Raw genomic sequence first — 24,086 nt, 5'->3', positions numbered from 1 at the left:
ACATAGTTTTCCTATTTATTTTTAGAATATTTTTATAGGTTATTTTTAAGTGCAAGGCTCAATTGATGCAGGTGTCCGTCAAGTTTCTGCTTCGCCTTTGCTGCTTCTTCAAACGTTACATATTTAAACTCAACAGTATCTAAAGGTCTAAACTGTGCAAATTGACGTAAGTCGGCTTCAATAACAGTCCCTAGCAGAGGGTAGCCCCCTGTAGTTTGGCCATCATTTAGTAACACAATCGGCTCTCCACTTGGTGGGAGTTGAATACTCCCAGGGCTCACCCCTAATGATGGCAAAGAGTGCGAATGGCCCAAATTATTTTTATGCTCAAGCCTTACACCCATTCGGTTACTATTATTGCTGACTTTAAAAGCGGTAGACACAAAGTTGCTAAGTAAAGGCTCGCCTAATAAGTCGGCATGAGGACTTGGATGCAGGCGTATAAGCTTGCGCTGGGCGGGAGCAATTGCGCCTACCTTTATAAACTCTCCATAATAAGGAGTAATAGGTATTTCATCACCAGTGGTGAGAGATCTACCTTCAAAACCACCAAAACATGCGTTTAAATCTGTAGATTTAGAACCCATAACCTCAGCATTTTGTATACCGCCTTTCACTGCTAAATAAGCTCTTAAGCCTGCTCTACCAGTAGCAAAACTTAGGATTTGTTTGTTTTTTACTGCGTATGTCCAACCAGGATAAATTGCATGTCCATCAAGGGTTGCTTGCAAATCTGCACCATGAAGCGCAATTACTGTGTCGCAGGTAAATTCCAGTTCGCACAAACCTACAGTTATTTCTAAAACGGCATCATTGTTGTTATTGTTAAGTAATCTATTAGCAATGATTTGTGCAATAGGGTCTAGGCTGCCCGCTTTGCTTACACCTAAATGGCGGTAGCATTCACGGCCAAAATCTTGAATTGTAAGTAATACACCACTTTTAAGTACTTTAATCATGATTTGCTCCTTTATTAACGAGCGGAACAAATTCAAGCGTATCGCCTGGTTGAATTAAACAAGGTTGCTCAGAGGTCGAATCAAACAAAGCAGTATCTGTATGACCTATTATATGCCAACCACCTGGGGTATCTGCGGGGTAAATGCCGGTTTGTGCAGCACCTATCGCAACAGAGCCTTTAGGAACCCTAGTGCGTGGCTCATCACGTCTTGGTGTATGTAATTGCTCATTTAAGCCATGTAGGTAAGCAAAACCGGGCTGAAAGCCTAAAAATAAAACGTGGTACTTGGTTTTACTATGAATATTAATAACTTCATCGGCACTTAAATTATGATAGCGAGCCACGTAATTAATGTCCTCACCCTTGTATGAGGTTTTGATTAAGTGATGCTGCCCCTTAAAAGTACTCGTTTTAATCTCATTCCACAGCGAAGGTAGCACTTGTAACCACTTATTTAAGTGTTTATCTAATTTTAAATAGAGAGTGAGCGAGTTCATGGCGGGCACTAAATCGCTAAATTCATCAGTGCTTTTACAGTGGCTAGCTAAAGCCCAAATTTTCTTTTGAATAGAGAGTCTATCTGTAGCGTCTAAATGCGATGCATCAAACAGTAAACTACTGTTTGTTAATGCATAAATATGAGGAGCTGGCTTCATTAAATAAACCTATTTGTACAACATTATTTAAACGTAACACAGTTTTATTAATTTATTTACACCATTGCGACTAAGTGGTTATGTTTATTGCCCAACTTACTTTAAGAGTAGTTTTATATTCAATTAATCGTATTTAACTTATTGAAGACCAAAACTTAATACGCTTCGTACTAAATAAGTAATTAGGTTGAAATAAAAATTAGGATAAGGAGGTCTTAGTTAGCACGCACTTGTTTAAGAGGTACTTTATGAAACACCAGCATTTATTATATTTATCAGGCGCTGCTATTATATTTAGCGCAGGCAGCTTTGCTTTATCTATGGAAAAGATTGAGCACAGTAATGTAGAAGCCACCATGCATGTAGAAACCATTGTACTTGGATCGGGGTGTTTTTGGGGAGCCGAAAAACGCTACGAAGCGCTTAATGGCGTTATTGATGCTGAATCGGGGTACGCTGACGGTAATGGCTTTAAAGCTACCTACAGAAACATTACTGATCAGTCTCGTCGTTTTGACGAGAACAATTATGCTGAAGTTGTACAAGTTATGTATAACAGCAATATAATTTCAGCAGAAGATCTCTTAAAAAACTATTTTGAAAGTCACGACCCTACACAAAAAAATCGCCAAGGTAACGATATTGGTACGCAATATCGCTCAATTGTATTAACGACTACTGATGCGCAAGCTAAAGTAGCTGAGCAAGTTAAATCGCAATATCAGCAGCTTTTAACTGATGCGAGCTATGGCAAAATTGAAACAGTTATTAAACCGCTTCAAGGTTTTGTATCGGCAGAAGAGTATCATCAAAATTATTTAGAAAAGAACCCTAATGGCTATTGCCCAGATCATTCTACCGGTGTTGTTTTTAATAAAACACCTGTAGAAAAAGTAGATAACACGGCTTTATTAGCAGGAAAGCAAATAGTGGTACTTGATTCACGTGAATACTGCCCATATTGTGAAAAGTTTAAAAAAGCAGTCGCAAGTGATTACAAAGGAACAATACCAATGTCGTTTCGCCATGCTGACCAACTTGATGATTTAACTATTAAGTCAGCCACGTGGGCAACACCAACCATTTTGTTTTTAGAAAATGGCGTTGAGGTATATGGCCGTCAAGGTTACGCAACGCCCGAAGAGTTTTATAAAGCATTAGGCGCTTTTAAATTAGGTAACAGTGATGCTTATAAAGTTGCATTTGATGCACGAACAGATAGACCTTACTGTAAAGAGTACAAAGAGTTTAAAAATACACCAGACGGCACTTTTGTTGATAAATTAAGTGGCGAGCCACTATTTGATACAAGCGATAGGTTTAACTCAGGTACTGGTTGGTTGTCGTTTACTCATCCTGTAAAAAACAACGTAACACAGCACGACGATAGCAGTTGGGGCATGACACGCATTGAGCTTCGCTCTAAAAGTACAGGCATACACCTAGGTCATTTATTTCCTGGTGAAGGTCCAAGAGGTCGCGATCGTTACTGTATTAATGCAACAGTCCTTGATTTTGTACCGAGAGATAAAAGCTAAACCCTTTCTTTGCTAAGCCTGATTTTAATCAGGCTTTTTTTTGCATAAAACAAAATAGGCTTATCATAATCTTTGCAAATTTGTTAAAATTAAAGCGTGCAGCTAATTGTCAATAATATTACTTAGGTTATTAATGAATCAATTTAAAAAAATAGCAACGCAGTTAATATATTTGCCATTCGCTTTACTGCTTTTAATAAACAACGCTAAATCAGCGACTCATTACGTAGTAGGCGTAGAGAATATAGAATACCTTCCATACTACGATGGTAGTCGGGCTGATAACCGCGACTATTATGGTTTCAGTCAAAAGTTACTTACCTTGTTTGCCCAGCAGCATGACTTTAAGTTTGAGTTTTACACACTACCTATTAATCGACTTTACAAAGAATTTGTGGAACATCGCCATGTCGACTTTAAGTATCCAGATAACCCTAGCTGGAAACCAAGCTACAAAGCTTCATTTATTGATGTAAATAAAATTATTTATTCGCAGCCAACCGTTGTAACTAAAACGGGGATTGCGAGTTTAAATAAAAATATCACTACTGATGAATGCATTAGTTTTGCAACGGTAAGAGGGTTTACGCCTCAAAGCTTTAAACCGTTAATGAATAATGAAAACGTTGAGTTAATAGAAACAGCTAACGTAATTGAATTAATAGAGTTGCTTTTAAAAGAGCGGGTGGAGTGTATTTACATATCTAACGATGTATTAAATTATAACCTCCTAAAATACTTTAAATTAACCCGAGCTGTTTATTTTCAAAACGAATTGCCGACAGATTTACAAGCCTTTTTATTATCGTCGATTGACTACCCTGACATAATCAAGAAATTTAATACCTTCTTGATTTCACATAAAGTGCAAATAAGTAAATTAAAAAAAGAATATCAAATTAAAAATTAACTAAAAAAGCCCCGTAAGTTATAACTTACGGGGCTTTTAAAAGTATTAAACTTATATTGCATATCATGTGGTTTGCGCCAAAAATAAAAACAGTTCAAGCCAAGTCACCACCTAACTTGAACCGCTTTTTCACACTGACAACATCTTCACACACAATATAAAGATTCTGTTTACTACGCTTTGGTAGCTTTGTATTACATATCATGTGGTTTGTGCCAAAAATAAAAACAGTTCAAGCCAAGTCACCACCTAACTTGAACCGCTTTTTCACACTGACAACATCTTCACACACAATATAAAGATTCTGTTTACTACACGTTGGTAGCTTTGTATTGCATATCATGTGGTTTGCGCCAAAAATAAAAACAGTTCAAGCCAAGTCACCACCTAACTTGAACCGCTTTTTCACACTGACAACATCTTACACACACAATATAAGATTCTTTTCACTGCTACGTTTGAGTTACTAAAACTCTAAAGGTTGCATTTATTGCTCTTAAGAAACAATTTAACTAAGTTGTTTTGAGCTGATAAAGCAACTTTAATATTTAACTTTATTTTCGACAAACGATAAAAACAAAACCAATGAGTGAAAAAAATTAAACTATAGACTTTAGTCTAATGTGTGGCGCTAAGTTTATGTATTTAATTAAAAAATATTATTAAAAATTGCAGAGAGATTTAGACGAGTTCAGTAATACAACACAGAGTAGGTTGTATTACTGAACTCGTCTAATAGGGGATTATTCTTGAATTTTTCTAAACGTATTTACAACCCACTTCGCAAATAAATCAAGCGGGTGATTAGGCGTGCTTGATTCGTGCTGCACTAAATAGTATTTATCTTTAGTTGTTAAAGGCTGTTCGAATAATTTGTAAAGCCATTGCTCATCTAGCCAGCTTTGGCTAATAGGCAGTGGAATAAGTGCAATGCCCATGCCTTGCTGCGCTGCACGCGCTACACCAAACATGCTATCTATTTGAATAATCTGCGAAGGAGAAAAGTCATCAATCCCTGCTTTTTCGGCCCACTGATGCCAAGCCCAAGGGCGAGCTTTGTGCAAGATTAGCGGAACTTGGTTAAGGGCTTGACGATGATCGTCCCTCCACTGATCGAGCAATTTTTTATTACATGCAGGAATATATTCAAGGTTAAACAACTCAGTCGCTAACCCTTCAGTAGGTTTACCTGAGGACAATACAATAGATAAATCGCTATGACGCGTTAATTCTTTGCGTGTTTTAAGCGTGTCCATTTGCAGGTTTATATTAGGGTGTTCTGACGTCCACTCACTTAATTTAGGCATGAGTAATTCGCTGGCAAAAAATTCAGGCAGCGTAATCGTCAAATTTGTATTTTGCTGCATCTGACTAAACTCATTAATGGTGCTCTCTAACATTGTGATGATAGGAGACACAGCATCAAAAAAGTTTTTACCCGCTGTGGTTAAGCTAATTGAACGGGTTTTACGTTGAAAAAGCTCAATACCAAGTTGTTCTTCAAGTTGTTTTATTTGATGGCTTACCGCAGACGGCGTTAAGTACAGCTCATTAGCTGCATGCTTAAAACTTAGGCTTCTTGCGGCAAAGCAAAAAGAGCGAAGGCCACGAATAGGAGTTTGCATGTTTTCCAGAATTATTTAATTTATTGAGACGCCTTACTTAGGCAAAATTTGAACCAACTATTTAATCTTTAAATATCAGTAGGTTAAAAATAAAATTAACGCTAGTTCACAAAAAGGGTGCAGGCTATCCACAAAATAGTGCAAAGAATCTAAGCGCTTACATTTAATTTATATTTGTATTATAGATAAAATTTACTACAGATGTATGAATGACGGTAAAAATAATGACAAAAGATAAAAAAAATCCCTCGTAAGAGGGATTTTGGGTAACTCAGCGCCATTGGCACTGGGAATGAGGTCGGTACAGGGTAAAGCGTTATTTTAAGCTAAAGCCTAAAAAACCATTTCTGGAACTTCACCGTCAACAAGTAATTTACCTGCTGTTTTACTAATGATTTCATCAACAGATACGCCCGGAGCACGTTCTAATAGATGAAATGCGCCGTCTTTAACTTCTAATACGGCTAAATCTGTTACTATTTTTTTTACGCAATTAACGCCAGTAAGCGGTAAAGAGCAGGCCTCTAATAGTTTAGAGTCACCATGCTTACTTGCATGGGTCATAGTAACAATAATATTTTTCGCGCCAGCGACTAAATCCATCGCGCCACCCATGCCTTTAATCAGCTTTTTAGGGATCATCCACGATGCGATGTTGCCATTCTGGTCAACTTCAAATGCACCCAGAACGGTTAAGTCTACATGACCACCCCGTATCATGGCAAAACTATCTGCACTATTAAATATGGCTGCACCAGTGGCTGCTGTCACGGTTTCTTTACCCGCGTTAATCATATCGGCGTCTAGCTCTGCTTTAGTCGGGTACGGGCCCATGCCTAAAAGGCCATTTTCGGACTGTAACATAACTTCAATATCATCTGGTACATAGTTTGCGACGAGTGTCGGAATTCCTATGCCCAAATTTACGTAGTAACCATCTTGAAGTTCTTGTGCAACGCGCATTGCAACTTGTTCACGTGATAATGCCATAATTTTGCTCCTGCTTAATCTCGTGTTGTTACACGTTCAATGCGTTTTTCAAAGCTGCCTTTAATAACGCGATTTACAAAAATACCCGGGGTATGAATTTGGCTTGGTTCAAGCTCACCCGGCTCTACAATTTCTTCTACTTCGGCAACGGTAATTTTGCCCGCTGTTGCCGCCATTGGATTAAAGTTCATGGCGGTGTGTCTAAACACTAAATTACCAAAGCGGTCGGCTTTCCACGCTTTAACAATAGCAAATTCACCCGTTATAGATTCTTCTAAAATATACGGGCGACCATTAAACTCTTTTACGTCTTTGCCTTCAGCAACTGGAGTACCGTAACCGGTTGCGGTGTAAAACGCAGGTATACCCGCGCCACCAGCACGCATTTTTTCAGCTAGTGTACCTTGAGGCGTAAGCTCTACATCAATTTCGCCACTTAATAACTGCTGCTCGAATAGGGCATTTTCGCCAACGTACGAGGCAACTACTTTTTTAATTTGTTTGTCTTGTAATAAAATACCTAAACCAAAGTCATCAACACCACAGTTATTAGATACTACGGTTAAGTTTTTTGTTTGCATGTGCTTAATTTGTTTAATTAAGCCCTCAGGAATACCACATAAACCAAAACCACCGGCAATAATGGTATCGCCGTCTTTTAATCCTTCCATTGCAGCTTCGTAACTAGAAACTACCTTATCAAAACCGGCCATGAGTCTCTCCTCATTGTGTGCTATTTGTTGTTAACTATCTTTAATCATCATTTCATAAGATAGCTATTTAACCTGAACTCTGGTTAATAGATTTACTAACATATGAATCAGGGTAATATTTAAATTTATTTTCTCTAGCCAGAGATTTTCAGTGAAAACAAGGCGAATTTACGCGTCAATAGCTGGCCTATTGCAAGTAAATTCAACGCAGTTAGTGCTGAAAATAGCTGTTCGAGATAGATTTATTATCCAAAGCTCAGGTTATTTTGTGTGCAGTGCCACAGATACTTTGCTCACAGGTTGTTTACCAAGTGCTTTGGTTATCTCCCAGCCAGCGTCACTTAACCTTTGTAAATCAATTGAGTGTTCAATGCCAAGCCCTTGCAGCAAGTAAACTACATCTTCGGTGGCAACATTTCCTGACGCCCCCTTAGCATAAGGACAGCCACCAAGGCCCGCAACTGCCGCGTCAACCGTTGCAATACCTAGGCTTAAAGCTGCGTAAATATTTGTGAGCGCTTGGCCGTATGTATCATGAAAATGCACGGCCAACTTGGCTTTATCAATGTGCGTTAAAAGTAACTCGATTAATTGCGTTACTTTTTTTGCGGTGCCAACACCTATGGTATCGCCAAGGCTTACTTCGTAACAGCCTAAATCTAATAGCTTTTGCGATACACTTAGTACTGCTTGCGGGTCAATATCACCCTCATAGGGGCAGCCGAGTACACAGCTTACATAACCACGTACACGAATATTATTAGCTTTAGCAAACGCCATTACTTCGCTAAAACGTTCAATACTTTCGTCTATTGAGCAGTTGATATTTTTTTGACAAAACGACTCACTTGCAGCTGTAAATATAGCAAACTCTTTAATACCAACAGCGTGCGCTGCTTGTGCACCTTTTAAGTTAGGTGTAAGGGCGCTTAAATTTACATTGGGTAAATCAAGGGCTGATATTACATCCGCTGAGTCTGCCATTTGTGGCACCCACTTAGGGGAGACAAACGCGCCAGCTTCAATATCTTTTAAGCCAGCAGCACTTAGGGCGTTAATAAGCGCTACTTTATCGGCTGTGCTTACTGTTTTTTCGTTTTGTAGGCCGTCTCGCGCGCCAACTTCAACAATACGTACTTTATTTGGAAAGGCACTCATTATGCACCTTCCTCTGTTGTATCTTCGACAATAGCAAGTAAGGCTCCATGCGTTACTAATTCGCCTTCACCAAAACAGTAGCTTCTTAAAATGCCGTCGTGTGGTGCGTTAAGCGTGTATTCCATTTTCATGGCTTCGATAATAACAACCGCATCGCCTTTGGTAATTGTGCTACCAATGTCGATTAAGTGCTTAACTACTGTGCCATTAAGCGGCGCCGCAAGTGGCAAAGCTTCGCTTTCGTGCGAACTAATATAATGTTTATCAACTAGTTCAAGCTTAGTTTGCAGTGCTTTATTCATAACAGTGACAATATTGCCCGCAGTACTATTACCAACCGTAGTTACGTGCGCGCTATGTTTTTCACCATTAATAAATACAGTGCACAGATTATTATTTAATGTGCCTTGTAGGTTAAATACGTGCTCGTTATGCGTAATACTATAGCCCGCTGTCGTTTTTATAGCGCTTAGCTGTAAATCGGCAAAAGGGACTTTAATTGCTTGTGGTGAATTGAGTGTAAAACCACTCAGTTGTTGCCACGGGCTTGCACTGTTTTGCGCATTTTGGGTGTTAGTTAGCGATTCTAAATACGCAAAAGCAGCAATAAGCTGACTTGCTTGTAATAACGGTTTATTAACCGCAACTAACGAGTCACCTTGCTCAGCAATAAAGTGTGTGCTTGGCGCACCTTGCGCAAACGTAGGGTGGCTTGCTAAATTATGTAAAAAGCCAATGTTAGTGCTAAAACCCGCTAAATGAAATTGCTCAAGGGCTTGTTGTAAGCGGCTCAGTGCTTGTTCGCGATTGTCGTCATGCACAATAAGTTTTGCAATCATCGGATCATAAAATGGGCTAATTTCGTCGCCTTGTGCAATGCCTGTATCAATGCGTACAAATTCGCTGTTAAGGGGTGTGTGTAGTGCTTCAATAGTGCCCGAGCACGGGATAAAGTCGTTAGCTGGATCTTCTGCGTATATACGCGCTTCAAAGCTATGACCCTGCAATTGAATATCACTTTGTGTCAGTGGCAATGTTTGCCCACCCGCAATATTAATTTGCCAATTGACTAAATCTACACCCGTTACCATTTCGGTCACAGGGTGTTCTACTTGAAGGCGCGTATTCATTTCCATAAAGAAAAATTCATCGCCACACAGTAAAAACTCAACCGTACCTGCGCCTCTATAATTTATAGCCAGTGCACAACGTACAGCCGCTTCGCCCATTTCTTTGCGTAGTTCGTCAGATAAACCCGGAGCAGGGGCTTCTTCAATTACTTTTTGATGACGACGTTGCAAAGAACAATCACGATCGCCTAAATAAACACAGTTACCGTAGTTATCTGCAAATACTTGCACTTCAACATGGCGAGGCTGGTTAACGTAGCGCTCAAGTAATACTAAATCGTTACCAAAACCGGCAATCGCTTCACGTTGCGCACCTTGTAGTGCGCTCATAAAGTCTTTTGCTTTTTGTACAACGCGCATACCTTTACCACCGCCACCAAAGGCGGCTTTAATTAGTACAGGGTAGCCAATTTTTTCAGCTTCACTTTGTAAAAAAGCAGGGTCTTGTTTATCACCATAATAACCAGGTACTAATGGCACATTAGCAGCTGCCATTATTTCTTTAGCGCGGGTTTTAGACCCCATTGCTTCAATACTGCTTGCTGGTGGCCCTATAAAAGCAATGTTATTAGCTTCGCAGGCTTTAGCAAATTCGCTGTTCTCAGATAAAAAACCATAGCCTGGGTGAATACAATCAGCGCCGCAGTCTTTGGCAACTTGTAAAATTTTGTCTGCTACTAAATACGAATCTTTACTTGGCGCGGCACCAATATGGTAAGCCTCGTCAGCCATTTTTACGTGCTGGGCATGTTTGTCTGCATCAGAGTATACCGCGACCGTGGTTAAGCCCATTTGTTTTGCGCTGCGCATTACACGGCACGCAATTTCTCCACGATTGGCAATTAGTATTTTTTGTAATCTTTGTGTCTTCATAATCAATCCTACAGTTGCCAAGCGGGTGAGCGTTTATCAAAAAAAGCACTTAGCCCTTCTTGACCTTCTTCAGATACGCGAATTTTTGCAATACGTTCTGCGGTAAGCTCAATGAGTTCATCGGTTATTGGTTTATTTGCTACATCATTAATTAATGCTTTTGCGGCTTTTACTGCAACAGGTCCGTTATCAATCAGTGTTTGCAGCATGTTATCGAGCGCACAGTCTAAATTACCGGTTACTTGATGAATTAAACCAAGTTGCTTAGCAGTATGTGCATCAAACACTTCAGCCGTTAAAAAGTACCTGCGAGCAGTGCGTTCACCAATGGCTTTAATGACATACGGGCTAATAACAGCGGGGATAAGACCCAGCTTTACTTCGCTTAAACAAAATTGCGCATCGTCTTTACTAAGGGCTATGTCGCAACAGGCAATTAAGCCCAGTGCACCACCAAAAGCAGCACCTTGCACAGCACAAATTGTAGGATGCGGGGAGCTTGCCAATACCTGCATTAATTTAGCCAATTGCATCGAATCAGCTAGGTTATCGGCGTAGTTGTTATCCGCCATCGATTTCATCCAGGCTAAATCGGCGCCAGCTGAAAAGTGTTTACCCTCTGTTTTTAAAACCAAAGCACGAATATCAAGCGTATTTGCATGTTCAATACACTGGATCAGCTCATGTATTACTTCGCTGTTAAATGCGTTTCTTTTTTCTGGGCGACTTAACACAAGTACAGCCACATTAGATTTTGTTATTTGTAGTGTTACTGACATTTTGCGCTCCGGTTACATTCTAAATACGCCAAATTTCGAATCACGTTTTGGTGCGTTATTCGCAGCTGTTAACGCAAGACCTAATACATTACGCGTATCGGCAGGGTCTATAATGCCGTCATCCCACAAGCGTGCGCTGGCGTAATACGGATGACCTTGCTCTTCGTACTGATCAATAATTGGCTTTTTAAAATCACTGATTTCTTGCTCGCTCATGCTTTGACCTTTGCGTGCTAAACCATCTTGTTTAACTTGCGCCATTACACCGGCTGCTTGCTCGCCGCCCATTACCGAAATACGGGCATTAGGCCACATCCACATCATGGTTGGTTCAAATGCACGGCCACACATTCCGTAGTTACCTGCGCCGTAAGAGCCGCCAATAAGTACTGTAAATTTAGGCACATCAGCACACGAAACCGCCATCACCATTTTAGCGCCGTGTTTAGCAATGCCTTCGGCTTCGTATTTTTTACCCACCATAAAGCCGGTAATATTTTGTAAAAACACTAAAGGAATATTGCGCTGAGCACATAGCTGAATAAAGTGCGCGCCTTTTTGCGCCGACTCACTAAATAAAATACCGTTATTAGCCACTATACCAACCGGGTTGCCATAAATGCTGGCAAAACCGGTGACTAACGTTTCACCAAAATAGCGTTTAAATTCATCAAATGATGAGTCATCCACTGTGCGCGCTATTACTTCGCGTACATCAAACGGCTTTTTAAGGTCGGTGCCTACAATGCCATAAAGCTCATTAATATCGTAACGGGGTGGTTTTACATCATCTAGAAAAGGGGCAGTAGGGCGTGTGTAGTTAATGCGCTCAATACATTGGCGCGCAATAGACAGCGCATGAGCATCATTTTCAGCAAAGTGATCGGCAACACCCGACACTTTACAGTGCACATCGGCACCGCCAAGCTCTTCGGCGGTTACTTCTTCGCCGGTTGCTGCTTTTACAAGGGGCGGACCTGCTAAAAATATAGTGCCTTGATCTTTTACAATAATGCTTTCATCTGCCATTGCAGGTACGTACGCACCACCTGCGGTACATAATCCCATTACCACGGCTATTTGTGGAATACCTTTACCCGACATACGGGCTTGATTGTAAAAAATACGACCAAAATGCAACTTATCTGGAAATACATCATCTTGCTCAGGCAGGTTAGCACCGCCCGAATCTACAAGATAAATACACGGTAAGTGGCAGCGCTCTGCGATGTCTTGTGCGCGTAAATGCTTTTTAACGGTAAGCGGAAAATACGTACCGCCTTTAACCGTGGCATCGTTTGCAATAATCATGCATTCAACGCCTTTAACACGGCCAATACCGGCTACAACGCCTGCACAAGGTATTGCTTGTTCGTACACACCAAAGGCAGCAAATTGTGAAATTTCTAAAAACGGTGAGCCTTCATCAATTAATGTACTTATACGGTCGCGAACAAATAATTTACCACGGCCTTCGTGGCGCTCTTTTAATGCAGCGCCTCCGCCTTGGCTAATTGTTGCTACTTTACTACGTAAATCATCCACCAGCGCTGACATATTTTTATGGTTTTGCACAAACGTTGGGTCGTGAGGATTAACGCTCGATTTTAAAATAGTCATGGTTTAATCCTTAACGGCTTTCTGTGAAAAGTTCGCGGCCAATAAGCATGCGGCGAATTTCGGATGTACCAGCACCAATTTCGTATAATTTAGCGTCACGAAGAAGACGGCCCGTTGCGTATTCGTTTATGTAGCCATTGCCACCTAAAATTTGAATCGCATCTAGTGCCATTTTAGTTGCAAGCTCTGCTGCGTATAAAATGGCACCGGCTGCATCTTTACGGGTGGTTTCGCCTCGGTCACACGCTTTAGCTACCGTATATACGTATGAGCGCGCAGCATTCATTTGTGTATACATGTCGGCTACTTTGCCCTGAATTAACTGAAATTGACCAATAGGGGTATCAAACTGTTTACGCTCATGAATGTACGGCACCACTATGTCCATACACGCTTGCATTATGCCAAGCGGGCCCGCTGCAAGTACTACGCGTTCGTAATCAAGGCCACTCATAAGTACTTTAACGCCTTCGTTTAAGTTACCTAAAATGTTTTCCTCGGGCACTTCGCAGTTTTCAAATACTAGCTCACAGGTATTTGAGCCGCGCATGCCCAGTTTGTCGAGTTTTTGCGCTGTTGAAAAACCAGGAAAGTTGCTCTCAACAATAAACGCGGTAATACCTTTAGCGCCGGCGTTTAAATCTGTTTTAGCGTAAATTACTAACGTGTGCGCGTCGGGACCATTGGTGATCCACATTTTATTGCCGTTTAAAATGTACTTATCGCCTTTCTTTTCGGCTTTAAGTTTCATCGATACAACGTCAGAGCCTGCATTAGGCTCGCTCATTGCAAGAGCACCAATGTGCTCACCACTAATAAGCTTAGGTAAGTATTTTTCTTTTTGAGCTTGTGTTCCGTTACGGTTAATTTGATTAACACACAAGTTTGAATGCGCACCATAGCTTAAGCCAATTGATGCACTAGCACGGCTTATTTCTTCCATAGCAATAACATGTTCTAAGTAACCTAAACCGGCGCCGCCAAGTTCTTCAGATACGGTCATACCTAGTACGCCCATTTCGCCCATTTGACTCCAAAGTTGATTTGGGAAAGCGTTATCTAAGTCCGTTTTTTCAGCAAGCGGGGCAATCTCCTGACTCGCAAAACTGTTTACGTGGTCGCGGATCATATCGGCGGTTTCGCCAAGGCCAAAGTTCATTTCTTTATATAGTGAAATAGTGCTCATGATTCATTCCTGTGTGACGTGTGTGTTGTCAGTGTGTTGTTATTTTAAAAATAAACTTACTCGTCTATTTTATTAAGCGTGTCTCTGCAGCGGCGCTCGGCCGTCACCAACTCCATAAGAACAACTTTAATGTCGTCCATTTGTTGAGATAGGTCTGCTTTTTTTTCTGAAATAAGGTCAAGCATAGTAACCAACTGCTTAGCGCTTGATTTATCTGCGTCGTACAGTTCAAACAAACGACCGGTTTCGGCCAATGTAAAGCCCAATCGTTTACCACGTAATATTAGTTTTAAACGCACTTTATCGCGTTTTGAATAAATACGGGTTTGACCATTACGTTCTGGCGTTATTAACCCTTGGTCTTCGTAAAAGCGAATAGAGCGGGTTGTAATGTCAAATTCTTTAGCGAGTTCGCTAATGCTAAATGTTTGTTCATTACTGGCCGGCATTTTGGCTGAGCTTGCAAAGTTTGTTTGATTATCTGGTTTCATAATTGTATTTACCTCATTCGAATAACTCCAATATAAGTGAAGTTTACGTAAAGGTAAAGCTTGGTGTGATTTGAAACTATTTATAAAGGGATGTTTAAGCGAAGTATTAGTTTATATTATTAATATTCAATGGGTTATTTTTATTTTATCAGTGTAGTCTAACCGATGGAAAATAATCCTTACACTTATAAAACTAAAAATTAAGCTGTTTTTAGTTGACGTTGGCGTAAACGTTAGTATTGTGTAAGGGTATTAAATAATAAATGAATACTAAATTAATAGAGCAAATATACTAACAACTATTTGCATATAAATACAATGGAGTTAGTTATGACTTTAGAATCAGTGGTAATTGTAGCAGCAAAACGCACCCCAATGGGTGGTTTTATGGGAGCGTTAAGTGATGCGCAGTCTACCGAGCTTGGCGCAACCGCCATTGCAAGTGCACTTGCACAAACTGGTTTAGCTAATGATGCAATAGACGAAGTAATTATGGGCTGCGTATTACCAGCAGGCCTTGGACAAGCACCCGCACGCCAAGCAATGTTAAAAGCAGGCCTTGCACTTAGCACTGGCGCTACAACAATTAATAAAGTATGTGGCTCTGGTTTAAAAGCGGCCATGCTTGCAAACGATTTAATTAAAGCAGGCTCTATTCAATCTGCTATTGCCGGTGGCATGGAAAGCATGACAAACGCACCGTACTTCATACCAAAAGCGCGTGGCGGTATGCGCATGGGACATGGCGAAATAAAAGATCACATGATGAGCGATGGCCTTGAAGATGCTTACGACAACAAAGCAATGGGTTGTTTTGCACAAGACACCGCCGACGAATACGGCATTGGCCGCGAGCAAATGGATGCGTTTGCATTAGGCTCATTAAGTAAAGCAAAAGCAGCAATACAAAATGGTAGCTTTGATAACGAAGTTGCACCCCATACAATGCAAACACGCAAAGGCGATGTAACAGTATCGATTGATGAGCAACCAGGTAACGCCCGCCCAGAGAAAATTCCTACCTTACGTGCTGCTTTTAAAAAAGACGGAACTATTACAGCCGCTAATTCATCGTCAATTTCAGATGGTGGCGCGGCGCTTATATTAATGAGCGAATCAAAAGCAAAAGAGCAAGGCTTAACACCGCTTTGTAAAATTGTGGCGCACAGCACGCATTCTCAAAAACCAAGTGAATTTACAGTAGCGCCAGTAGGGGCTATGAACAGCGTGCTTGAAAAAGCAGGTTGGGATGTAAACGATGTTGACCTTTGGGAAATTAACGAAGCATTTGCCATGGTAACCATGCTGGCTATTAATGAGTTAAAACTTGATGAAAGCAAAGTAAACGTTAACGGCGGTGCATGTGCACTTGGCCACCCAATTGGTGCAAGCGGCGCGCGTATTTTAGTAACGCTGATTCATGCCCTTAAAAACCGAGGTCTTAAAAAAGGCATTGCGTCTTTATGTATTGGTGGCGGTGAAGCGGTTGCTATGGCCGTAGAAGCGTATTAACTAGGTATTAAATAGTTATAAGAAAGCTGTACGAATAACTACAAAAGCGCTGCACTAATAATACTAACAAAGCGGCGCTACCAATTTTAAAAGAGAACACACAACTCACACACTAGGATTTAATCATGCACCAAGTACCACTACTTATTAATGGCGAATTTATTCAATCAGCATCAAAAGAGCTTATCGATGTTATAAACCCAGCAACTCAAGAAGTACTTGCACAAGTGCCATGCACCACCGAGTCAGAAATGGACGCGGCAATTGCCTCAGCTTCTGAGACGTTTAAAACATGGAAAGACGTACCTATTACTGAACGTGCTCGCATTATGATGAAGTACGCTGCGCTATTAAAAGAACATCATGATGAGCTTGCTACCATTATTTGCCACGAATTGGGTAAAACATTTGAAGATGCAAAAGGCGATGTTTGGCGCGGTATTGAAGTAGTAGAACAAGCAGCAAACGCACCATCATTAATGATGGGTGAAACAATGGAAAACGTAGCGCGTAAAATCGATACGTATTCTTACATGCAGCCACTTGGCGTATGTGCGGGCGTAACCCCGTTTAACTTCCCTGCAATGATCCCCCTTTGGATGTTCCCGCTGGCAATTGTGTGTGGTAACACCTTTATTTTAAAACCGTCTGAGCAAGACCCACTTACACCAATGCGCTTAGCAGAGCTATTTATTGAAGCCGGCGCACCAAAAGGCGTATTACAAGTTGTTCACGGTACAAAACCACAAGTAGACCGCTTACTAGAAGATAAAGCAGTACGCGCTATTTCGTTTGTTGGCTCGTGTGGTGTAGGTGCTTATATTTATTCTAAAGGCACGCAAAACCTTAAACGTGTGCAAGCCTGTGTTGGCGCTAAAAACCACATGGTTATTATGCCTGATGCAAGTAAATCGCACGTTGTAAACAACCTAGTAGGCGCATCTGTCGGTGCTGCTGGCCAGCGCTGTATGGGTATTTCTGTTGCTGTATTTGTAGGTCAAGCAAGTCAGTGGGTAGATGAAATTAAAGCAGGCTTTGAAAATGTACGCCCAGGCGTGTGGGATGATGCAAACGCGGCATACGGTCCACAAACATCAAAAGCAGCAAAGGCACGTATTTTATCACTCATTGCTGGTGGTAAAGAGCAAGGCGCTACCTGTTTAATTGATGGTTCTGACTTTACGGTTGAAGGGTATGAGCAAGGTAACTGGGTTGGCCCAACGTTATTTACCGATGTAACCAAAGAGATGGATTTATACAAAGAAGAAATATTTGGTCCAGTACTAGCGTGTATGTTTGTAGACACGCTTGAAGAGGCAATCGCCCTTATTAACGACAGCCCTTACGGTAACGGTACCTCGTTATTTACGTCAAGCGGCGCAGTGGCTCGTAAATTCCAACACGAAATTGAAGTAGGCCAAGTAGGTATTAATGTGCCAATTCCGGTGCCACTTCCTTTCTTTTCGTTCACTGGTTGGAAAGGCTCGTTTTACGGCGATACTCACACGTACGGTAAGCAAGGTATTCGCTTTTACACAGAAACTAAAACAATTACATCACGTTGGTTTGAAGACGACATTGCGTCGGGTCCAAATATGAGCATTAACTTAAAATAATCGTAATTAAAAAATGAGTAAATAAAAGAATAATTAATAATAAAGATGGGCGCGAAGGCTACTTCACACACAACACACATAAGCCTTCGCCGCTCGTCACGAACGACTCCCGTGACGGGAAACGCTAACAACACAACTTACACAATTAAAGAGGTCTACCATGGACTTTAACTTATCTGAAGATCAACAAGCCTTTGCGCAAACAGCACGCCAATTTGCTGAGTCAGAACTCGCACCTTATGCAGCAAAATGGGACCGCGAACATATTTTCCCTAAAGACACGATTAAAGCGGCAGGCGAGCTTGGTTTTTGTGGTTTATACACGCCAGAGGAAGCAGGCGGCCTTGGTTTATCTCGTTTAGATTCGAGCATTATTTTTGAACAACTTGCTATGGGCTGTACAGCAACAACGGCCATGTTAACCATTCATAATATGGCCACCTGGATGGTAGCAAGTTTTGGTACCGATGCCGTAAAAGATAAATACGTTGAGCAATTAGTCATGGGCGAGTTACTTGCCTCTTACTGTTTAACAGAGCCAGGCTCGGGCTCAGATGCCGCATCACTTAAAACAAAAGCCGTGCTTGAGGGTGATGAGTACGTTATTAACGGCTCAAAAATGTTTATATCGGGCGCGGGCGAAACCGAAGTATTAGTTGTAATGGCACGTACAGGCGGCGAAGGCGCTGCGGGTATTTCGGCATTTGTAGTGCCTGCCGACGCAAAAGGCGTTGAATACGGCAAAGCAGAAGAAAAAATGGGGTGGAACGCACAACCTACACGCCTAATTAGCTTTGAAGATGTGCGCATTCCGGCGCATAACTTATTAGGCGCAGAAGGCGAAGGCTTTAAATTTGCGATGCAAGGCCTTGATGGCGGCCGAATTAACATTGCCACATGTTCAATTGGTACAGCGCAAGCGGCGCTTAATACCGCCCGTGAATATTTAAAAGAACGTACACAATTTGGTAAACCATTGGCTGCGTTTCAAGCATTGCAATTTAAAATTGCCGATATGAACACCGAGCTTGTAGCTGCGCGCCAAATGGTTAGGCTTGCTGCGTTTAAACTTGATAATAACGACGTTGAAAAAACCACTTACTGCGCCATGGCTAAACGTTTTGCTACCGATGTTGGCTTTACTGTGTGTAACGACGCACTGCAAATTCATGGTGGTTACGGTTACATAAAAGAATACCCGCTTGAGCGCCATGTACGTGATGTACGCGTTCATCAAATTTTAGAAGGCACTAACGAAATTATGCGTGTAATTATTGCGCGCCGTATTTTGGCTGAGTCTGCAAGCGACGTTTTATAAGGAGCAATGTATGTCAGAATCTAAATCTAATCCGAGTATTGAACTTACAACCGAAGGTCATGTTGCTATTTTAACGATGTCTAACCCGCCAGCGAACACGTGGACAAAAGACACCTTAATTGATTTAAAAAATACCGTTAACGCGCTTAATAATAACAAAAATATTTATGCATTAGTACTGACTGGTGAAGGCGAGAAGTTTTTTAGCGCGGGTGCCGACCTAAACGTATTTGCTGGTGGCGATAAAGGCGTAGCCGCCGATATGTCGCGTGTATTTGGTGAAGCATTTGAAGCGCTTACTAATTTTAGAGGCGTTTCGGTTGCAGCCATTAATGGTTATGCAATGGGCGGCGGGCTAGAGGTGGCGCTTGCGTGCGATATACGTATTGCTGAAGAACAAGCACAAATGGCATTGCCTGAGGCTAAAGTAGGGTTATTACCGTGTGCGGGTGGTACACAAAATTTAGCATGGCTTGTAGGTGAAGGCTGGGCAAAACGGATGATTTTATGCGGCGAACGCTTAAAAGCCGATAAAGCCTTGCAAATTGGCTTAGTGGAAGAAGTAGTACCACAAGGTGAAAGCTTTGCGGCAGCACTAAAACTTGCCAACCAAGTGGCCGATCAAAGCCCCTCCTCAGTTGCAGCATGTAAAACATTGATTCAAAAAGGGCGTCATCAACCAATGGCAACTGTATTGCCTCTTGAGCGCGAGTTATTTGTTTGTTTATTTGATACCGAAGATCAACAAGAAGGCGTAAACGCCTTTTTAGAAAAACGCCGCGCTAACTGGGTAAACGGCTAATGAGTGCTTTAACAGTATTAAATAACGCCGATGAGCCCGTAGTATTTGAAACTGCAACCGCAGAAAACGGCAGTTTAATTGGGCTTATTACACTCAATGCGCCAAAATCCTTAAATGCACTTAATTTTGACATGATCAAATTACTTGAGCCGCAATTGCGAGCTTGGCAAGACGATGATGCTATTGCAATGGTGTTGTTAAAAGGCGCAGGCGATAAAGCATTTTGTGCTGGCGGCGATGTTGTAAGCCTTCATCATGCAATGGCGCAAGGTAAACCAACAAGCTTAGTTGAAGAGTTTTTTACGCTTGAGTACAAGCTTGATTACCTTATTCATACCTTTGATAAACCAATCCTTGTTTGGGGTAATGGCATAGTGATGGGCGGCGGTTTAGGGCTAATGGCCGGTGCTAGCCACCGCGTTGTTACTGAAACATCTCGCATTGCCATGCCAGAGCAAACCATAGGTTTATACCCTGATGTAGGCGGCAGTTACTTTTTACATAAAATGCCACAAAGTGTGGGGCTATTTTTAGGGCTAACGTCGGCATCAATTAACTGTGACGACGCGCGTTTTGTATCGCTTGCCGATCACTTTATCGATAGCAACAAATATGATGGCATGCTTTCGCAAATTTTAGCAGCTAAATGGGGCAAAACCGCAAGCTTAAATCATGAGCGTTTAACTAAGTTATTAACCGATTTAGACAACCAATCTGCGCGTATGCCAAAAGGCAATATAAAAGCTAATTTAAAAACGATTCAAAAGCTGGGTGAATTTACAACCTTGCAGGAGCAAGTTGATTATATTTTAGGGCTAGCTACTGACGATAAATGGCTACAACGCGCCCAAAAGTCACTTAAACACGGATGCCCACTAAGTTGCGCACTCGTTAGTGAGCAATTAAAAACAAGTAAAGGCAAAAGCTTATTAGCGTGTTTTAAAATGGAGCTGGGTATGTCGGTTCGTGCTGGCGAAGTAGGCGAGTTTCAAGAAGGTGTAAGGGCGCTATTAATAGATAAAGACGGCGCACCTAATTGGCAATACAAAACATTAAGTGATGTACCACAAACAATAATAGACAGCTTTTTTGTTAATCGTTTTGGCGAAAACCACCCACTTAATGGCTTAGACACGCCAATACACAAATAAAGGAAAGACGATGACTAAACTCAATATCGGTTTTATCGGCTTAGGCAATATGGGCGGCCCAATGGCGGCTAACTTAATTAAAGCTGGACATACTGTGAGCGTGTTCGATTTAAACCAGTCGGTCGTAAATGAACTTGCAAGCAAAGGCGCAAAAGCCGCAGTTGATGCAAAGCAGTGCGCAACAAATGCTGACGTACTTATTAGCATGTTACCTGCGGGCAAACATGTTAAATCGTTGTATTTGGGTAATAACGACGACAGCGGCTTAATTAACGTGCTAAGCAATAATACATTAGTCATTGATTGCTCAACAATAGATGCAGAATCAGCACGCACTGTAGGCAGCGCACTTGGTAAACAAGGCATCAGCTTTGTAGATGCACCGGTATCGGGCGGCGTTGCAGGCGCAACTGTTGGCACTCTTACTTTTATTGTAGGCGGCGAAAAAACAGCGTTTAATAAAGCAAATACAGTGCTGAGTGATATGGGTAAAAACATATTTCATGCAGGCGATATTGGTGCAGGGCAAGTAGCAAAAATATGTAATAACATGCTACTTAGCATTTTAATGGCAGGCACTAGCGAAGCACTGCAAATGGGTATCAACAACGGCCTCGATCCTAAAGTACTTAGCGACATCATGACCGCAAGTTCGGGCCGTAACTGGACGCTTGAACTTTACAACCCTTGCCCAGGTGTAATGGATACAGCCCCTGCAAGCAACGATTATAAACCAGGCTTTATGGTTGATTTAATGGCTAAAGACCTAGGCCTTGCCATGGAAGCCGCGCAGCAAAGTAATTCATCAACCCCAATGGGTTCAATGGCTAAAAATTTATACACTATGCTACAGCACCAAGGTGCGGGTAGTGATGACTTTAGTGCCATTTTTAAACTGTTTTCTAAGTAGGAGCAACGCGTGGAAATTAAAAATAACACGGTAGTAATAACCGGTGGCGCACAAGGTTTAGGCTTTGCAATGGCGCAAAAGTTTGCACTTATGGGTGCCAACATTGCTTTAATAGATATGGCGCAAGACTTATTAAACAACGCATGCGAGCAATTAACGCAGCTTGAAGGTGTAACTAGCAATATTAAAGGTTATGCCGCAAACGTAACAAATGAGAGCGAAGTAGAAAACGTATTTAATACCATTAATAGCGATTTTGGCCACATTGGTGTGCTAATAAACAACGCCGGTATTTTACGCGACGGCATGTTTATAAAGGCTAAAGACGGCAAAGTCGTTAAAAAAATGTCTCTTGAGCAATTTCAATCAGTGATTGATGTAAACCTAACAGGTGTGTTTTTAGCCGGGCGGGAAGCTGCAAGCCACATGATTGAATCTGGTAAAGGCGGCGTTATAGTTAATATGTCGAGCGTAGCGCGCGCAGGTAACATAGGCCAAACAAACTACGCGGCATCAAAAGCAGGCGTAGTGGCACTTACCACCACATGGGCTAAAGAACTTGGCCGATTTGGTATACGTGTAGGCGCTATTGCACCAGGTGTAATAAGTACCGCCATGACCGACGCCATGAAGCCAGAAGCCAAACAACGTATGCTCGCGGTAACGCCAGTAGGGCGCTTAGGGGAAAGCGACGAAATTGCGCATACTGTACAATACATAATCGAAAACGACTTTTTTACCGGTCGCGTGGTAGAAATAGACGGCGGCATTCGTTTGTAAACCGAGGTTGATTAAGGTTGATTAAAAAAGCATGGCTGTTTTGGGCTGTGCTTTTTTGTTTTAAATCGGGGAGTTTATAATCTTGAAAAAGGCTAATAACGGCGTTGGCAATTTGTTGTAAAACATGGGTAGTATACCCGCTGAATTAAAACGTAGAACATTCTAGCGTTCCAATTAACGGCGTTAAAAACTTCTCATATAGATAAACTATATAACCCAAATTTTGCCTTGTTACTGAGATATTTATAATCTTGAAAACGGGCTAATAACCCCGTTGGCACCTTGTTGTAGTACATGGGTATATATTTGTGTGGTACGCACGTCACTGTGACCTAATTGTGTTTGTACTGTACGTATATCAGCACCGCTTTGCAGTAAATGCGTAGCGAAAGAGTGGCGTAAAGTATGTGGCGTAACATGTTTGTTAATATGTGCATCAAAAGCGGCTTTTTTAACAGCGCGTTGTAATTGTTTTTCATCGATATGATGACGTCTTAATTGCTTACTCTCAGGATCAATGCTTAATTTATGTGATGAAAATAAATATTGCCAGCCCAGCTGTCTATTGTGGTTTGGATATTTTTTACGTAATAAATGAGGCATGTAAGCGCCGCTATACAAGGGGTTTTTCAGATCTAATTGCAGGTAACTATCAACTAATTGTATTTGAGAACGTAATTGCGGTGTGAGCTCTACGGCAAGGGTTACAACACGATTTTTGCCTCCTTTGCCATCCCAAATTCGAATGCAGTTATAGTCAAAGTCAATATCGTGTACCCGTAAACGCAGTACCTCCATTAATCGCATACCACTGCCATAAAGTAATCCACAGGGTAAATAATGCTTTGCAGAGCACACTTTAAAAAAATTATTTATTTCTTGCTGCGTTAAAACTACCGGTAGTTTAGTTGCTCGTTTGCTCTTAATAAAACTTAATGATAATGAAAGTGGCTTTTTAATCACTTCTTTAAATAAAAAGCTCAACGCATTTAAGGCTTGTGTTTGAGTGTTAGGAGCAACATTTTGTTGGTTGACTAAACGAGTTTAAAAAGCTAAAAAAAGTTCGACCTCATTGTCTCCCATCGTTGTTGGGTGCCTCATAGAGTTAAATCGAATAAACGAAGCTATCCAGTATATATACGCTTTAATAGTACTTTTAGCATAACGCTTTAGATACATTTGTTCGGCTATCATAGTTAAAAAAGGTGATTTCATGATATGAATCTCTAGTAAAAGTTAACTGTATATATAGACAGTGCTTGTTGTTTTGTCCAATATTACTGATCTCCACCATTTCGGTGTATTTGTGCATTGATTAAAAATAATTTCCAGTTAACTAATTGTTTACAGTTGTTTATTTGATGGTT

At 41.3% G+C, this 24,086-nt stretch carries 20 protein-coding genes and 1 pseudogene; 9 read left to right on the top strand and 12 right to left on the bottom strand.

Features of this window, described 5'->3' with window-relative positions; genetic code table 11:
* Window positions 1–32: 32 nt before the first annotated feature.
* Both H5122_RS03825 and pxpB read right to left on the bottom strand, forming a co-directional pair.
* Window positions 33–959 carry a biotin-dependent carboxyltransferase family protein gene (locus H5122_RS03825; RefSeq protein ID WP_182681322.1) on the bottom strand — a complete coding sequence of 309 codons (927 nt, stop codon included), beginning with the start codon at window positions 957–959 and terminating at the stop codon, window positions 33–35.
* Window positions 952–1,617, bottom strand: a complete 666-nt coding sequence (gene pxpB / locus H5122_RS03820) for a 5-oxoprolinase subunit PxpB (RefSeq protein ID WP_182672615.1) — start codon at window positions 1,615–1,617, stop codon at window positions 952–954. Before pxpB ends, H5122_RS03825 begins: the two co-directional genes overlap by 8 nt.
* A 248-nt stretch (window positions 1,618–1,865) precedes the next feature.
* On the opposite strand from pxpB, the gene msrA reads away from it, so the two are divergent.
* Both msrA and H5122_RS03810 read left to right on the top strand, forming a co-directional pair.
* Entirely contained in the window at window positions 1,866–3,155 is a 1,290-nt protein-coding gene (gene msrA, locus H5122_RS03815) for a peptide-methionine (S)-S-oxide reductase MsrA (protein ID WP_182681321.1), read from the top strand.
* 133 nt (window positions 3,156–3,288) lie between these two features.
* Entirely contained in the window at window positions 3,289–4,065 is a 777-nt protein-coding gene (locus H5122_RS03810; RefSeq protein ID WP_182681320.1) for an amino acid ABC transporter substrate-binding protein, read from the top strand.
* 743 nt (window positions 4,066–4,808) lie between these two features.
* On the opposite strand, the gene H5122_RS03805 is transcribed toward H5122_RS03810, so the two are convergent.
* From H5122_RS03805 to H5122_RS03765, 9 genes are all read right to left on the bottom strand, one after another.
* A complete protein-coding gene (locus tag H5122_RS03805; RefSeq protein WP_002961883.1) occupies window positions 4,809–5,690 on the bottom strand; it encodes a LysR family transcriptional regulator in 882 nt (293 codons plus the stop codon).
* Between the two features lie 333 nt (window positions 5,691–6,023).
* Entirely contained in the window at window positions 6,024–6,680 is a 657-nt protein-coding gene (locus H5122_RS03800; RefSeq protein WP_039489749.1) for a CoA transferase subunit B, read from the bottom strand.
* A 14-nt stretch (window positions 6,681–6,694) separates the two neighbouring features.
* Complete coding sequence (locus H5122_RS03795; protein ID WP_008135270.1) at window positions 6,695–7,393, bottom strand: CoA transferase subunit A; 699 nt, start codon at window positions 7,391–7,393, stop codon at window positions 6,695–6,697.
* A 261-nt stretch (window positions 7,394–7,654) separates the two neighbouring features.
* Window positions 7,655–8,551 carry a hydroxymethylglutaryl-CoA lyase gene (locus H5122_RS03790; protein ID WP_165723427.1) on the bottom strand — a complete coding sequence of 299 codons (897 nt, stop codon included), beginning with the start codon at window positions 8,549–8,551 and terminating at the stop codon, window positions 7,655–7,657.
* On the bottom strand, window positions 8,551–10,554 hold the full coding sequence (locus tag H5122_RS03785; protein WP_182681319.1) for an acetyl/propionyl/methylcrotonyl-CoA carboxylase subunit alpha: 2,004 nt from the start codon (window positions 10,552–10,554) through the stop codon (window positions 8,551–8,553). The genes H5122_RS03790 and H5122_RS03785 overlap by 1 nt, the downstream gene beginning before the upstream one ends.
* A gap of 8 nt (window positions 10,555–10,562) precedes the next feature.
* Window positions 10,563–11,333 carry an enoyl-CoA hydratase/isomerase family protein gene (locus H5122_RS03780; RefSeq protein WP_182681318.1) on the bottom strand — a complete coding sequence of 257 codons (771 nt, stop codon included), beginning with the start codon at window positions 11,331–11,333 and terminating at the stop codon, window positions 10,563–10,565.
* 12 nt (window positions 11,334–11,345) lie between these two features.
* Window positions 11,346–12,953, bottom strand: coding sequence for a carboxyl transferase domain-containing protein (locus H5122_RS03775; protein WP_182681317.1), 1,608 nt, complete (start codon window positions 12,951–12,953; stop codon window positions 11,346–11,348).
* A gap of 10 nt (window positions 12,954–12,963) precedes the next feature.
* The gene (locus H5122_RS03770) at window positions 12,964–14,139 is read right to left on the bottom strand and encodes an isovaleryl-CoA dehydrogenase (RefSeq protein WP_182681316.1); all 1,176 of its coding nucleotides are present in this window, start codon (window positions 14,137–14,139) and stop codon (window positions 12,964–12,966) included.
* A gap of 56 nt (window positions 14,140–14,195) precedes the next feature.
* Window positions 14,196–14,630, bottom strand: coding sequence for a MerR family DNA-binding transcriptional regulator (locus H5122_RS03765; RefSeq protein ID WP_008135264.1), 435 nt, complete (start codon window positions 14,628–14,630; stop codon window positions 14,196–14,198).
* 330 nt (window positions 14,631–14,960) lie between these two features.
* Here H5122_RS03765 and H5122_RS03760 point away from each other — a divergent pair, with 330 nt between their 5' ends.
* From H5122_RS03760 to H5122_RS03730, 7 genes are all read left to right on the top strand, one after another.
* Entirely contained in the window at window positions 14,961–16,142 is a 1,182-nt protein-coding gene (locus tag H5122_RS03760; RefSeq protein ID WP_182681315.1) for an acetyl-CoA C-acyltransferase, read from the top strand.
* Window positions 16,143–16,267: 125 nt separating this feature from the next.
* Entirely contained in the window at window positions 16,268–17,758 is a 1,491-nt protein-coding gene (locus H5122_RS03755) for a CoA-acylating methylmalonate-semialdehyde dehydrogenase (protein ID WP_024604003.1), read from the top strand.
* A gap of 160 nt (window positions 17,759–17,918) precedes the next feature.
* The gene (locus H5122_RS03750) at window positions 17,919–19,076 is read left to right on the top strand and encodes an acyl-CoA dehydrogenase family protein (protein ID WP_010552837.1); all 1,158 of its coding nucleotides are present in this window, start codon (window positions 17,919–17,921) and stop codon (window positions 19,074–19,076) included.
* Between the two features lie 10 nt (window positions 19,077–19,086).
* Window positions 19,087–19,878 carry an enoyl-CoA hydratase gene (locus tag H5122_RS03745; RefSeq protein ID WP_182681314.1) on the top strand — a complete coding sequence of 264 codons (792 nt, stop codon included), beginning with the start codon at window positions 19,087–19,089 and terminating at the stop codon, window positions 19,876–19,878.
* Window positions 19,878–21,029 (top strand): enoyl-CoA hydratase/isomerase family protein, encoded by a 1,152-nt coding sequence (locus H5122_RS03740; protein WP_182681313.1) that lies wholly within the window; start codon window positions 19,878–19,880, stop codon window positions 21,027–21,029. The genes H5122_RS03745 and H5122_RS03740 overlap by 1 nt, the downstream gene beginning before the upstream one ends.
* A gap of 10 nt (window positions 21,030–21,039) precedes the next feature.
* Entirely contained in the window at window positions 21,040–21,939 is a 900-nt protein-coding gene (gene mmsB / locus H5122_RS03735) for a 3-hydroxyisobutyrate dehydrogenase (RefSeq protein ID WP_182675611.1), read from the top strand.
* A gap of 9 nt (window positions 21,940–21,948) precedes the next feature.
* Complete coding sequence (locus H5122_RS03730) at window positions 21,949–22,719, top strand: SDR family oxidoreductase (protein WP_182675612.1); 771 nt, start codon at window positions 21,949–21,951, stop codon at window positions 22,717–22,719.
* A gap of 243 nt (window positions 22,720–22,962) precedes the next feature.
* On the opposite strand, the pseudogene H5122_RS03725 reads toward H5122_RS03730, so the two are convergent.
* Window positions 22,963–23,934, bottom strand: a pseudogene (locus H5122_RS03725) (integron integrase).
* Window positions 23,935–24,086: the final 152 nt, after the last annotated feature.

Source organism: Pseudoalteromonas sp. SG43-8 (assembly GCF_014164245.1).
Classification (GTDB): Bacteria; Pseudomonadota; Gammaproteobacteria; order Enterobacterales; family Alteromonadaceae; genus Pseudoalteromonas; species Pseudoalteromonas distincta.
Note: the sequence above shows the minus strand (reverse complement) of the source record. Positions and strands in the feature narration are given on the sequence as shown.

Excerpts from the sequence above, each read along its gene's own strand:
- H5122_RS03825 (WP_182681322.1), bottom strand. The coding sequence starts at position 959 with ATGATTAAAGTACTTAAAAGTGGTGTATTACTTACAATTCAAGATTTT.
- pxpB (WP_182672615.1), bottom strand. The coding sequence starts at position 1,617 with ATGAAGCCAGCTCCTCATATTTATGCATTAACAAACAGTAGTTTACTG.
- msrA (WP_182681321.1), top strand. The coding sequence starts at position 1,866 with ATGAAACACCAGCATTTATTATATTTATCAGGCGCTGCTATTATATTT.
- H5122_RS03810 (WP_182681320.1), top strand. The coding sequence starts at position 3,289 with ATGAATCAATTTAAAAAAATAGCAACGCAGTTAATATATTTGCCATTC.
- H5122_RS03805 (WP_002961883.1), bottom strand. The coding sequence starts at position 5,690 with ATGCAAACTCCTATTCGTGGCCTTCGCTCTTTTTGCTTTGCCGCAAGA.
- H5122_RS03800 (WP_039489749.1), bottom strand. The coding sequence starts at position 6,680 with ATGGCATTATCACGTGAACAAGTTGCAATGCGCGTTGCACAAGAACTT.
- H5122_RS03795 (WP_008135270.1), bottom strand. The coding sequence starts at position 7,393 with ATGGCCGGTTTTGATAAGGTAGTTTCTAGTTACGAAGCTGCAATGGAA.
- H5122_RS03790 (WP_165723427.1), bottom strand. The coding sequence starts at position 8,551 with ATGAGTGCCTTTCCAAATAAAGTACGTATTGTTGAAGTTGGCGCGCGA.
- H5122_RS03785 (WP_182681319.1), bottom strand. The coding sequence starts at position 10,554 with ATGAAGACACAAAGATTACAAAAAATACTAATTGCCAATCGTGGAGAA.
- H5122_RS03780 (WP_182681318.1), bottom strand. The coding sequence starts at position 11,333 with ATGTCAGTAACACTACAAATAACAAAATCTAATGTGGCTGTACTTGTG.
- H5122_RS03775 (WP_182681317.1), bottom strand. The coding sequence starts at position 12,953 with ATGACTATTTTAAAATCGAGCGTTAATCCTCACGACCCAACGTTTGTG.
- H5122_RS03770 (WP_182681316.1), bottom strand. The coding sequence starts at position 14,139 with ATGAGCACTATTTCACTATATAAAGAAATGAACTTTGGCCTTGGCGAA.
- H5122_RS03765 (WP_008135264.1), bottom strand. The coding sequence starts at position 14,630 with ATGAAACCAGATAATCAAACAAACTTTGCAAGCTCAGCCAAAATGCCG.
- H5122_RS03760 (WP_182681315.1), top strand. The coding sequence starts at position 14,961 with ATGACTTTAGAATCAGTGGTAATTGTAGCAGCAAAACGCACCCCAATG.
- H5122_RS03755 (WP_024604003.1), top strand. The coding sequence starts at position 16,268 with ATGCACCAAGTACCACTACTTATTAATGGCGAATTTATTCAATCAGCA.
- H5122_RS03750 (WP_010552837.1), top strand. The coding sequence starts at position 17,919 with ATGGACTTTAACTTATCTGAAGATCAACAAGCCTTTGCGCAAACAGCA.
- H5122_RS03745 (WP_182681314.1), top strand. The coding sequence starts at position 19,087 with ATGTCAGAATCTAAATCTAATCCGAGTATTGAACTTACAACCGAAGGT.
- H5122_RS03740 (WP_182681313.1), top strand. The coding sequence starts at position 19,878 with ATGAGTGCTTTAACAGTATTAAATAACGCCGATGAGCCCGTAGTATTT.
- mmsB (WP_182675611.1), top strand. The coding sequence starts at position 21,040 with ATGACTAAACTCAATATCGGTTTTATCGGCTTAGGCAATATGGGCGGC.